At 54.7% G+C, this 11,743-nt stretch carries 11 protein-coding genes; 10 read left to right on the plus strand and 1 reads right to left on the minus strand.

Going from position 1 to position 11,743, the window contains the following annotated elements:
- Window positions 1–340 precede the first annotated feature (340 nt).
- From paaA to paaE, 5 genes are read left to right on the plus strand one after another with little or no spacing between them, the layout of a single operon-like run.
- The gene (paaA, locus tag O3C79_RS09780; RefSeq protein ID WP_076461551.1) at window positions 341–1,282 is read left to right on the plus strand and encodes a 1,2-phenylacetyl-CoA epoxidase subunit PaaA; all 942 of its coding nucleotides are present in this window, start codon (window positions 341–343) and stop codon (window positions 1,280–1,282) included.
- A gap of 14 nt (window positions 1,283–1,296) precedes the next feature.
- Entirely contained in the window at window positions 1,297–1,590 is a 294-nt protein-coding gene (gene paaB, locus O3C79_RS09785) for a 1,2-phenylacetyl-CoA epoxidase subunit PaaB (protein WP_010325399.1), read from the plus strand.
- Between the two features lie 34 nt (window positions 1,591–1,624).
- Complete coding sequence (gene paaC / locus O3C79_RS09790; protein WP_010325400.1) at window positions 1,625–2,389, plus strand: 1,2-phenylacetyl-CoA epoxidase subunit PaaC; 765 nt, start codon at window positions 1,625–1,627, stop codon at window positions 2,387–2,389.
- Between the two features lie 25 nt (window positions 2,390–2,414).
- Window positions 2,415–2,954 carry a 1,2-phenylacetyl-CoA epoxidase subunit PaaD gene (paaD, locus tag O3C79_RS09795; RefSeq protein ID WP_494382957.1) on the plus strand — a complete coding sequence of 180 codons (540 nt, stop codon included), beginning with the start codon at window positions 2,415–2,417 and terminating at the stop codon, window positions 2,952–2,954.
- A gap of 9 nt (window positions 2,955–2,963) precedes the next feature.
- A complete protein-coding gene (gene paaE / locus O3C79_RS09800; RefSeq protein WP_494382958.1) occupies window positions 2,964–4,064 on the plus strand; it encodes a 1,2-phenylacetyl-CoA epoxidase subunit PaaE in 1,101 nt (366 codons plus the stop codon).
- 70 nt (window positions 4,065–4,134) lie between these two features.
- Here paaE and O3C79_RS09805 read toward each other — a convergent pair whose 3' ends face one another.
- On the minus strand, window positions 4,135–4,767 hold the full coding sequence (locus tag O3C79_RS09805; RefSeq protein ID WP_494382959.1) for a peptidylprolyl isomerase: 633 nt from the start codon (window positions 4,765–4,767) through the stop codon (window positions 4,135–4,137).
- Window positions 4,768–4,952: 185 nt separating this feature from the next.
- On the opposite strand from O3C79_RS09805, the gene O3C79_RS09810 reads away from it, so the two are divergent.
- The 5 genes from O3C79_RS09810 to dcd all read left to right on the plus strand — a co-directional run bounded on the left by O3C79_RS09810 (window position 4,953) and on the right by dcd (window position 11,724).
- Window positions 4,953–5,714, plus strand: a complete 762-nt coding sequence (locus O3C79_RS09810) for an EAL domain-containing protein (protein WP_494382960.1) — start codon at window positions 4,953–4,955, stop codon at window positions 5,712–5,714.
- A gap of 101 nt (window positions 5,715–5,815) precedes the next feature.
- The gene (locus O3C79_RS09815; protein WP_494382961.1) at window positions 5,816–6,427 is read left to right on the plus strand and encodes a TetR/AcrR family transcriptional regulator; all 612 of its coding nucleotides are present in this window, start codon (window positions 5,816–5,818) and stop codon (window positions 6,425–6,427) included.
- Entirely contained in the window at window positions 6,420–9,893 is a 3,474-nt protein-coding gene (locus O3C79_RS09820; RefSeq protein ID WP_494382962.1) for an acyl-[ACP]--phospholipid O-acyltransferase, read from the plus strand. The genes O3C79_RS09815 and O3C79_RS09820 overlap by 8 nt, the downstream gene beginning before the upstream one ends.
- A 50-nt stretch (window positions 9,894–9,943) precedes the next feature.
- Entirely contained in the window at window positions 9,944–11,041 is a 1,098-nt protein-coding gene (apbC, locus tag O3C79_RS09825) for an iron-sulfur cluster carrier protein ApbC (protein ID WP_494382963.1), read from the plus strand.
- Between the two features lie 116 nt (window positions 11,042–11,157).
- Window positions 11,158–11,724 (plus strand): dCTP deaminase, encoded by a 567-nt coding sequence (gene dcd / locus O3C79_RS09830; RefSeq protein WP_010325409.1) that lies wholly within the window; start codon window positions 11,158–11,160, stop codon window positions 11,722–11,724.
- Window positions 11,725–11,743: the final 19 nt, after the last annotated feature.

Here is an 11,743-nt window from a genome sequence, read left to right on the forward strand (position 1 = left end):
CTGTCGATGTGGAGGTGCGCATGCTCTGCGTCAAATTGATGTGCGTACAGCTGATCACGGATTCGCCAGTGTGAACTAGAATTAAGGAACTTGAGGTACATCAATCTTTCAAGTGATACATTTATTTAAAAAAATATTCCAAATTGTGTATCATTAATTGGAAGAGTTGGTGTACATTTACTCTATCGCATGCTGGTGAGCGTATCTTGTGATGTCGCGCCTGTGATTAACACGGTGGTTACGGCTTCCATCACGCAGGTGCGATACAAAATAATCGCTTACGTACAAGAAGCTGTTACATAGTGCGAAAGTAAGAAACATAAGATCGGAGAGCAGAACGATGACGCCCGAAGAACAAAATTTCATGCGGAAGATCGAAGCGGAAGAGAAGATCGAACCCAAGGACTGGATGCCGGCAGATTACCGCAAAAACCTGATCCGCCAGATCTCTCAGCACGCCCACTCTGAAGTGATTGGCATGCAGCCGGAAGGCAACTGGATTACCCGTGCTCCGTCCCTGCGTCGCAAGGCGGTTCTGCTGTCCAAGGTTCAGGATGAAGCGGGTCACGGCCTGTACCTGTACTCTGCAGCCGAAACTCTGGGCATTTCGCGTTCCGAAATGATCGAGCAGCTGCAGACTGGCAAGGCCAAGTACTCTTCCATCTTCAACTACCCGACCCTGACCTGGGCAGATGTTGCCGCTATCGGCTGGCTGGTAGACGGTGCTGCCATCGTTAACCAGGTATCCCTGCAGCGCACCTCTTACGGTCCTTATTCTCGCGGCATGATCCGTATCTGTAAGGAAGAGAGCTTCCACCAGCGTCAGGGCTATGAAGCCATGCTGGCACTGGCACACGGTTCTCCGGAACAGAAAGAGATGGCTCAGGACGCTCTGAACCGTTTCTACTGGCCGGCACTGATGATGTTTGGTCCGCATGACTCCGCTTCTGCCCACTCCCAGAAGTCCATGGAGTGGAAAATCAAGCGTGAGACCAACGACGACCTGCGTCAGAAGTTTGTTGACCAGACCGTGAAGCAGATCGAGGTACTGGGTCTGGAGCATCCGGACAAGAACCTGAAGTGGAACGAAGAGCGTGGCCACTACGATAGCAGCGACCTGAACTGGGACGAGTTCTGGAGCGTTATCAACGGTAACGGTCACTGCAACCGTGAACGTATCGAACACCATGTTGCTGCTCACGAAGAAGGTGAGTGGGTACGTGACGCCATTGCGGCATACAACGAAAAGAAACGCGCTAAAAAAGCGCAGAATGCGGCGTAAGAGGGGACCTGATAATGACTAAGCCAACTGAAAAACTGGAACTGTTTGAAGTATTTGTTCGTTCCAAGCGCGGTCTGGACCACAAGCATGTTGGAAGCCTGCACGCCGAAGATCATGAACAGGCACTGGAATACGCCCGTGACTGCTACACCCGTCGTAGCGAAGGCGTAAGCCTGTGGGTCGTCAAGTCCAGCGACATCTGCGCGTCTCAGGAAGATGATGCAGATTGCTTCTACGATCCGAACGACGACAAGCCGTACCGCCATGCGACTTATTACGTCCTGCCTGATCCCGTTAACAACATGTAATCGGTTTTAACGGGATAGATTGAGGAGACAAGTAATGAGTGATGCAATCAAAGCGGCAACGCTGGAATACGCTACCCGTCTGGGTGATGACTCTGTAGTACTGGGTCACCGTATCTCCGAATGGGTCAGCTACGGCCCGTTCCTGGAAGAAGATATTGCCTACGGCAACGTGGCGCTGGACTATATCGGTCGCGCCCGCATGTTTTACACCTATGCAGCCGAGCTGGCTGATGACGGTCGCACCGAAGATGACTTCGCCTACATGCGCAGTGATCGTGAATACCGCAACCTGCTGCTGATGGAAATGCCGAAAGGTGATTTCGCCTACTCGCAGGTACGTCAGCTGTTCGCAGACGTGTACTACACCCTGGTACTGCCGCAGCTGCTGCATTCCAAGGATGAAACCCTGTCTGCCATTGCGGCCAAGGGTATCAAGGAAACCAAATATCACCTGCGTCGCAGCCGTGAATGGGTTCTGCGTCTGGGTGACGGTACCGAAGAAAGTCACAAGCGTACGCAGAAAGCGGTCGATTCACTCTGGGGCTACACCCATGAGCTGTTCGACATGGACGAAACCGAACAGATGCTGGCCGACGCAGGTATCGCGGTAGACGTGTCCAAGCTGCGTGACGAGTGGCACAAAATGGTCAGCGACATTCTCACCGAAGCGACACTGACAGTACCTGAAGATAGTTGGGCTGTGCGTGGTGGCCGTACCGGTTATCACACTGAGAATCTGGGTCACATGCTGACCGAGATGCAGATTACGCACCGTTCTTACCCGGGTTGCCAGTGGTAAGCGCAAGCTGCCAGGAATAAGAATCATGAATGAAATCTCACTGATGCCAGAAGAGCAGTACCAGCGCCTCCAGCAGCGCAACGCCGCTGAGGTGAAGGAGCTTTGGGACCTGCTCGATCAAGTCAAGGATCCTGAAGTGCCGGTACTGAGCATTTGGGATCTGGGGATCTTGCGTGATGTCGAGCGTGAGGGTGACCGCATTGTGGTCACCATCACCCCGACATACTCGGGTTGCCCGGCGATGAACACCATCACCGATGATGTTATTGCGGCGCTCAAGGCCAACGGCTACGAAGACGTTGAGGTGAGAACCAAACTGTCGCCGGCCTGGAGCTCCGAGTGGATGTCGCCGGAAGGGCGGCGCAAGCTGCGCAACTACGGTATCGCGCCGCCTGAAGACGCCGAGCTGGACGAGGACGGTTTGACGCCGGACGCTCATGCCCAGTGTCCGCATTGCGGATCACGCGACACCCGCAGAATCAGTGAGTTTGGCTCCACCGCCTGTAAGGCGCTGTTTCAGTGCAATGACTGCAATGAGCCTTTTGACTATTTCAAAAAGATATAAGGTGAAGCAATGTCTGACACCAATTTCTACACGCTGAAAATTGCCGAAGTGCAGCCGGAAACCGATTCGGCCATCAGCGTGACCTTTGCTGTACCGGAAGAGCTGACCGAGAAATTCAACTTCATCCAGGGCCAGTTTTTGACTCTGCGTGCCATGATCGACGGTGAAGATGTCCGTCGTTCCTACTCCATCTGCTCCGGTGTGACCGACGGCAAGATGCGTGTCGGTATCAAGCGTGTCGATGGCGGCAAGTTCTCCAACTACGCCAACGACCACTTCAAGCCGGGCATGGATATTGAAGTGATGCCGCCGCAGGGTAGCTTCTACACCGAGCTGAACCCGGAAAACGCGAAGAACTACATGTGCATCGCCGCCGGTTCCGGTATCACGCCGATGATCTCCATCATGAAATCCGTGCTGGACATCGAGCCGAACAGCCGCGTGACCCTGATCTACGGCAACCAGCGTTCCAACACCGTAATGTTCAAAGACGAACTGAACTTCGTCAAGAACCGTTACCTGGACCGCTTCCAGTGGATCAACATCATGGACTATGAAGACCAGGGTGCTGACCTGCTGAATGGCCGTATCGACAACAAGAAAGGCTACGCACTGCAGAAAGCCGGCCTGATCGATATCAAGAACACTGATGAAGCCTTCATCTGTGGTCCTGAAGCGATGATGACCGAAGTGTCTCGCGGTTTCCGTATGGAAGGCCTGAGCGACGACCAGATCCACTACGAACTTTTTGCGAGCTCTTCCGCAGATGCCCAGGCGACTCTGGAAAAAGCCCAGGCGCGTGTGGCTCAGTACGGTGAAGAGAAGATGAGCAAGGTTACCGTCGTTGCCGATGGTCGCTCTGTCATGTTTGATCTGGCCACTGTGGGCCAGAACATCCTGGACGCCGGTATGGATGTGGGCATGGACCTGCCCTACTCCTGCAAGGGCGGTGTCTGCTCCACCTGTAAATGTAAGCTGGTGAAAGGTGAAGTGGAGATGGATATCTCTCACGGTCTGGAACCGCACGAAATCGAAGCCGGTTACGTGCTCAGCTGCCAGGCTCACCCGATCTCTGATGAGGTCGTTCTGGACTTTGACCAGCGCAACTGATTGCTCTGCAAGACCCGCAAAAGCCCGACTTCTGTCGGGCTTTTTTATGTGGAGCGGATACTGAAAGGCCTTATTCTGTTGCCTGCTCTGCCTGCTCTGCCTGCTCTGCCTGCTCTGCCTGCTCTGGTTCCGAAGCGATAACAGTGGCGCTATTAATTACGATAGGGGTGACAGGTACATCGCGATATCTGCCGCGAGTGCCGGTCTGTGTTTTACTAATCGTATCGACCACCTCCATCCCCTCGGTCACCTTACCGAATACTGTGTAGCCGGGACGACCGGGAACACCATCCAGGCGGCGGTTATCAGCCGTGTTGATGAAGAACTGGGACGTGGCACTGTTCGGGTTGCGTGTGCGGGCCATGGCAATGGTGCCGCGGCGGTTGCTCAGCTGGTTGGTAGATTCGTGCTTGATCGGGTCACGTGTGTCCAGCTGCTGCATATCGGGTGTGAAGCCGCCGCCCTGAATCATGAAGCCGGGAATGACACGGTGAAAAATCAGACCGTCATAGTGGCCATCCTCTACATACTGCACAAAGTTTTTCACCGTGATGGGGGCTTTTTCGGCATTCAGTTCAAGCCGGATTACGCCGACACTGGTATCCAGACTGATCTCTACTGCGGGTTCGGGCGCTGCATATGCCAGGCTTCCAGTGAATAGGGTCGTTGCCACCAGCAGCGTCGCAGTGAGACTTTTTGTCATTGGTTGACTCCTTTTAGCGTCAAAATATATGGGGCGCTGTGTTAATCTATAAAAATTTCTCACGCCTTATGTGCTTAGGCTAGCATGTTGGCATGAGTAGCATGTATGTGCTTGAGTGTAATTCAGCTGCGCACTTCGGCGTAGCCCTTGAGCGCGTATAACCGACCTCATTGTTGGGAGTCAGTATGACGGATGAGAACATGCCTGAGCGGAGTGCCATTGGATGTGCTGGCTGCAAGCAACCATTGGACTTTGATTTTACCTTTGCCTTTCAACCGATAGTGGATGTTGCCAAGGGTGAGGTATACGGCTACGAGGCGTTGGTAAGAGGCAAAGCCGGAGAAGGTGCTTTGGAGGTTTTGTCCAAAGTAACCGACGACAACCGCTATGCCTTTGACCAGGCCTGTCGCGTAAAGGCGATTGAACTGGCTGCCCGTTTGGGATTGAAGCAGAAGCTCAGCATCAACTTTCTCCCCAATGCGGTCTATTCGCCGGAGCACTGTATCCGCAGCACGCTCAAGGCAGCCCGTGACTATGGTGTGCCCGCTGAGCAAATCATGTTTGAAATCACCGAGTCGGAACGTGTCCACGATACGGCTCATCTGACGCGAATCTTTGAGTACTACCGTGCCCAGGGATTTATCACGGCACTGGATGACTTCGGCGCGGGGCATGCAGGTTTAAACCTTTTGGCGGGCTTCATTCCACATATCCTGAAAATTGACATGGAGCTGGTACGAGGGATTGACCACCTGGAAGTGAAGCAGGTGATTCTGGATGGCTTGTTGGAAATATGTACCCGGTTGGGTATCACTCTCTTGGCTGAAGGCGTGGAGACCCGCGAAGAGATGGAATACTTCCGTACACGCGGAGTGCGCCTGATGCAGGGGTATTATTTTGCCAAGCCTGGCTTTGAAGCGCTTCCGCTTGCTGATACCGGTCTGTGAAATAATTCTGAACACTGTTTAAAAAAAGATTGACCTGGCCTTGGCTGCCTGATTATTATCCTTTACATAATAATTGAACAGTGTTCATTAAGGAGAGGCAGATGGCCAGGCGAAATGATCATACACGCGAGGAGTTGCGTGAGCTGGCGCTGGAAGCGGCAGAGCATATCGTTCAGACACAAGGTGTAGAGGCGCTCAGCACCCGCAAGGTTGCAACCGCAATTGGATATTCAGTCGGGTCATTGTATTCAGTGTTCAGTAACCTGGATGACCTCTGCTGGCAGCTCAATACACGTACCCTCACTGAGTTACTGGAAGAGTTGGAGCGCCAGCAGGCAGAAGAGCCCAAAGCCTGTTTGCATGCCTACGGTCTTATCTACCTGCAATTTGCCCAACGTCACCCCGAGCGGTGGCGTTTGCTGTTTGAACACCGCTCACCTGAAGGCAAACAGATGCCAGATGCGCTTGAAACGCAGATTGCGACCCTGTTTTCCTATATTGATCGCTGTCTTGCAACCCTGTTTCCTGCCTGGTCTGCTAATGAGCTTGCGCTGCGTGCCAGGACCGTCTGGAGTGGTGTTCACGGCATTGCCCAACTTCAGCTTGGCGACAAGTTGTTCCTTCACGAGCCAGAAGGCGCCACCCAGATGCTGGCACTGCTGATTGATGGCCTGCTTAAGGGCTGGCAGCAGGAGGGAGGGTGTCATGCTTGAACTTCTCCGTATACGTGGCTTCCTGCCCTTTATCCTGATTGCGTTTATCAACGCATTCGTAGACCTGGGCCACAAGATCATTATCCAGAACACCCTGTTCAAGGCCTATGACGGCGATCTTCAGGTCATGCTGACAGCTGTCGTGAATGGCCTGATTCTGCTGCCCTTTATTCTGTTGTTTACCCCTGCCGGCTTCATTTCGGACCGTTATGCCAAGCCTCGTGTCATGAAAGCCGCGGCCTGGGGGGCGGCTGTTATCACCGGTTTGATTACGCTCTGCTACTACAACGGCTGGTTTGTCACCGCCTTTGGCCTGACGTTTGTTCTGGCCGTGCAAAGTGCGCTCTATTCCCCGGCCAAATATGGCTTTATCCGCGAGCTGGTGGGACAGGAGCGCCTCAGTGAAGGTAACGGCTGGATGCAGGCCACCACCATGGTGGCGATTCTGAGTGGTATCGTCGCCTTTTCCGCCATGTTTGAAGCCCGTTTTGATGCCCAAACGGCACGCGTACCAGGCGAGGTGCTGCACCAGATCGCACCGCTGGGTTTCCTGCTGGTGCTGGGTGCCGTACTGGAGCTGGTATTCGCGTATCGACTGCCGCCGAAGCCTGCGCGCAGGCCAGACCTGAAGTTCAGCATGCGCGACTATGTAACGACGCGAAGCCTGCGTCGTAATATGCGCATGCTGATGGCCAAGCCGGGGATTATTCAGTCCATTATCGGTTTGGCACTCTTCTGGTCGATCAGTCAGGTAATGCTGGCCGTGTTCCCAGCCTATGCTGAAGTGACCTTTGCTGAAGACAATACCTTTGTCATCCAAGGTGTTATGGCACTGGCCGGTATCGGCATCATGCTCGGTTCCATACTGGCAGCGCGCCTGTCGCGGCACTATATCAACGCCGGGCTGATCCCGATGGGAGCGATTGGCGTAGCGCTGGGGCTCTGGTTGCTGCCGATGATGGAGTCGCTGCTTTGGGTGGCCCCGGTCTTCCTGTTGATCGGTATCAGTGGTTCGCTGATGACGATCCCGCTGAATGCTCTGATTCAGTTCAATGCACGTGAAGATCGTCTGGGCCGTGTACTGGCCGGTAATAACCTGATCCAGAATGTGGCGATGCTCAGCTTCCTTGTCATCACGGTGCTGAGTGCCTGGCTTTCCGTAAGTGCCGAAACACTGCTCTGGGTGCTGGTGGTCGTGGCTTGTGGCGGGGCGCTTTACTCGATCGGTCGCCTGCCCCAGGCGGCGTTGCGCCTGCTGGTGTCATTACTGGTGCGTCGTCGCTACAACTTGAAAGTACAGGGGTTTGAACATCTGGCGACAGTTGATGACGGCATTCTGCTGCTGGGCAACCATATCAGTTGGCTGGATTGGGCCATGATTCAGATGGCCTGTCCCAAGCATATCCACTTCGTAATGGAGCGTTCCATCTATGAGCGCTGGTATCTGCGCTGGTTTATGGATCTGTATGGCGTGATCCCGATCTCCAAGGGCCGTGCACGTACCGCCATGCAGGAGGTGCGTCGTCTGCTGTCGGAGGGCAAGGTGGTGTGCCTGTTCCCTGAGGGCGCCATCAGCTATACGGGTCAGCTGGGTGAATTCAAGCGCGGCTTCGAGCGGATTGTGCGCCAGGAAGAGGGGGAGTCCCTGCAGGCCCATATCGTACCCTTCTATCTGCGTGGGCTCTGGGGCAGCCGTTTCTCTCGCTCCAGTGAACGTTTGCAGAGCAGTGAAGGCAGCCGCCTGAAACGTGATGTTATCGTTTCGTTCGGGGAAACCATGCCGATTGAAAGCACGGCTGCCGAGGTAAAACAACAGGTGCTGGCGCTCTCGGTACATGCCTGGAATGAATACACTGATAGCCTGGATACGCTGCCCCAGGCATTCATCCGTACCGCCAAGGCTGCACCGACCGAATGGGCGCTGACGGACCTGAATGGCCCCGTGTTGAATCATCGTCGGCTGCTGACCGCTACAATTCTGTTCAGTCGTCGCATGCGTCGGATCGAGCAGCAGAACCTGGGCCTGTTACTGCCTACGGCAGCGGGCGGTGCCATTGCCAATATGGCTGCGATGATGGCGGGCAAAACAGTGGTCAACCTGAACTACACGGCGTCTCAGGCGTCTCTGCTGAGCGCCATTGAGCAGGCCGAAATCAAGACGCTGGTTACATCCAGTCGCTTCCTCAAGAAGCTGGAGCAGCGAGGCGTCTGCCTGCAGGAATTATTGGACCGGGTTGAAGTCATCGAGCTGGAAGAGGTCAAGGCCGGTATTGGCAAGCTGGAGTCTGTCCTGACACTGGCTCAGAGTGTCCTGATGCCCGAGTTTCTGTTGCGTTGGCGCTATGGCGGCAAGGCAGCATTGGATGATACGGCGGCGATTCTGTTTTCTTCTGGCAGTGAAGGCAGTCCCAAGGGCGTGATGCTCAGTCATCGCAACATGATGGCGAACCTGAAGCAGATCTCGGCTGTACTCAATGTGCGGGAAGATGATTGTATTCTGGCGACCTTGCCGCTGTTCCACGCCTTTGGCCTGACCGTTACCTGTATGCTGCCGCTGGTTGAGGGTATCCCGCTGGTGTGTCATCCGGACCCGACCGACGCAGTGAATATCGGTAAGGCGGCCGCTCGCTACCGCGCCACGATCATGTGTGGTACCAGCACTTTCCTCAATCTCTACATGCGTAATCGCAAGGTGCATCCGCTGATGTTCGAATCTCTGCGTGTCGTCGTAGCCGGGGCTGAGAAGCTGTCACCCACGGTCAAGCAGAACTTTGAAGGCAAATTCAAGGTGCCGGTGGTGGAAGGCTACGGCTGTACCGAAACCACGCCCGTGGCCGGTGTCAATTTGCCGGATCATCTGGATACCCAATGGTGGAATGTCCAGGTCGGTGAGCGCGCCGGAACGGTAGGGATGGCATTGCCGGGCTCCATGTTCAGGATTGTTGATCCCGAGACACTTGAACAACTGCCGACGGGTGAAGACGGCCTGATTCTGCTGGGCGGAAGCCAGATTATGAAAGGCTACCTCAACAACCCGGCCAAAACGGATGAGGTTGTGGTCGAGCTGGATGATCTGCGTTGGTACAAAACCGGAGACAAGGGGCATTTGGATGAGGATGGATTCCTGACCATAGTGGATCGTTACTCCCGTTTTGCCAAGGTCGGGGGGGAGATGATCTCCCTGGGTGCCGTCGAAACCGAACTGAGACGTGTCCTCGGCGATGAGCAACCTCTGGCTGCAGTCGCAGTGCCGGATGAAAAGAAAGGCGAACGTATTCTGCTGCTGATCGAAACGGATGACACTGCGCAGGTTGAAACCGCATTGCGAGCTTCCGATATCGCGCCATTGATGCGTCCTGCGGCCATCTTCAAGGTTGATGAGGTACCTGTTTTGGGCAGTGGCAAGCCGGACCTGGCATCAGCCAAGCGTTTGGCGCTGGAACTCAATGCCGGATCTAAGGCATAATTCCGAGTAAATTGGTTGGTTATAGTTTTGGGTGATACTGAGGAGTCGCTATGGCGGATTTGAGTACAGACCAGGTGCTGGCAGCACTGGAAGGCTTTGTGGATGCAGAGCTGGGTCAAGGCCTGGTCGAGGCCGGTTGCGTAGAGAACCTGCAGGTTGACGCAGGTCGTATTCAGCTGGAATGTGTATTGCCCTTTGCCTGCAGTAGCCGTCATGCAGCGCTGAAAGCAGAACTGGAAACGCTGCTGAAGCAGTCTTTTCCGTCTGTTCGCGTTGAGGTGCAGGTGTCGCAGCGCATTGATGCGCACCCCAGCGCCAAGAAACTGCCCGGTCTGGCCGGCGTGCGCAATATTATAGCGGTCGCCTCCGGCAAGGGTGGGGTGGGTAAATCGACCACCACCGTAAACCTTGCGCTGGCCTTGGCGGCTGAAGGCGCGCGTGTTGGTATTCTCGATGCCGATATCTATGGCCCCAGCCAGGGAATGATGCTGGGTGTGGCTGAAGGTGAGCGACCGGAGACGGCGGAAGAAAAGTACTTTCGTCCCATTGAACGTCACGGCATTCAATCCATGTCCATTAGCTATCTGGTGGATGAGAACACGCCCATGGTGTGGCGCGGGCCGATGGTCAGCGGCGCCATGCAGCAGCTGCTGAATCAGACACTGTGGCAGGATCTGGATTACCTGCTGATCGACATGCCCCCGGGTACTGGTGATATTCAGCTGACTCTGGCGCAGCGTGTGCCGGTGACGGCGGCCATAATCGTCACTACGCCTCAGGATATTGCACTGCTGGATGCAAAAAAAGGCATTGAGATGTTCCGCAAAGTGGATATCCCCGTCCTTGGGGTGGTGGAGAACATGAGCGTTCATATCTGTTCCAATTGTGGCCATGAAGAGGCGCTGTTTGGAGCAGGTGGTGGTGAGCGCATTGCTGATGACTACGATACTGAGCTGCTGGGTCAGCTGCCACTGGCGCTGGCGATTCGAGAACAAACGGATGCAGGCAAGCCGACGGTGATTGCAGAACCGGACAGCAGCCACGCCCAGCGTTATAGAGAAGTGGCGCGCAAGGCCGGTGCGCTGTTGGCAAAAAAAGTTCAGTCAGCGGGGAACTCTATTCCCAATATCGCAGTCGAACTTGATTAGTACAGCGAGATGAAAATTTCCCGCCCCGGTGTCCGCACCGGGGCGGTTTTTTTTGTGCAAATCCGTTAGAATAGCCGGCTGCATTCACAATAGATCACATCAGGGTGACAGGAATTATGGGAATCAAGTCGGATAGCTGGATCCGTCGTATGGCGGATGAGCATGGCATGATCGAACCGTTCGAATCGGGCCAGGTGCGTCGTGAAAATGATCAGCCGATCGTTTCCTATGGCACTTCCAGCTATGGCTATGACGTCCGCTGCGCTGACGAATTCAAGATTTTCACCAACATCAACTCCTCCATCGTTGACCCCAAGAGCTTCGATGAAGGCAGCTTTGTGGATGTGAAATCGGATGTCTGCATCATCCCGCCCAACTCGTTTGCTTTGGCTCGTACCGTAGAGTACTTCCGTATTCCGCGTGATGTACTGACCATCTGCCTTGGCAAAAGCACCTATGCGCGCTGCGGCATTATCGTTAATGTCACGCCGCTGGAACCTGAGTGGGAAGGGCATGTGACCCTGGAGTTCTCCAACACCACGCCGTTGCCGGCACGCATCTACGCCAATGAGGGTGTAGCCCAGATGCTGTTTCTCGGTGCCGATGAGGTGTGTGAAACCTCCTATCGGGATCGTAACGGCAAGTATCAGGGGCAAACCGGTGTGGTTGTTCCACGCACCTGAACATTTCACTTCACGTACG

It is taken from the genome of Marinobacterium sp. NO-S09 (genome assembly GCF_059179545.1).

Coding starts and splice junctions, on each gene's coding strand:
- paaA (WP_076461551.1), top strand. CDS start 341: ATGACGCCCGAAGAACAAAATTTCATGCGGAAGATCGAAGCGGAAGAG.
- paaB (WP_010325399.1), top strand. CDS start 1,297: ATGACTAAGCCAACTGAAAAACTGGAACTGTTTGAAGTATTTGTTCGT.
- paaC (WP_010325400.1), top strand. CDS start 1,625: ATGAGTGATGCAATCAAAGCGGCAACGCTGGAATACGCTACCCGTCTG.
- paaD (WP_494382957.1), top strand. CDS start 2,415: ATGAATGAAATCTCACTGATGCCAGAAGAGCAGTACCAGCGCCTCCAG.
- paaE (WP_494382958.1), top strand. CDS start 2,964: ATGTCTGACACCAATTTCTACACGCTGAAAATTGCCGAAGTGCAGCCG.
- O3C79_RS09805 (WP_494382959.1), bottom strand. CDS start 4,767: ATGACAAAAAGTCTCACTGCGACGCTGCTGGTGGCAACGACCCTATTC.
- O3C79_RS09810 (WP_494382960.1), top strand. CDS start 4,953: ATGACGGATGAGAACATGCCTGAGCGGAGTGCCATTGGATGTGCTGGC.
- O3C79_RS09815 (WP_494382961.1), top strand. CDS start 5,816: ATGGCCAGGCGAAATGATCATACACGCGAGGAGTTGCGTGAGCTGGCG.
- O3C79_RS09820 (WP_494382962.1), top strand. CDS start 6,420: ATGCTTGAACTTCTCCGTATACGTGGCTTCCTGCCCTTTATCCTGATT.
- apbC (WP_494382963.1), top strand. CDS start 9,944: ATGGCGGATTTGAGTACAGACCAGGTGCTGGCAGCACTGGAAGGCTTT.
- dcd (WP_010325409.1), top strand. CDS start 11,158: ATGGGAATCAAGTCGGATAGCTGGATCCGTCGTATGGCGGATGAGCAT.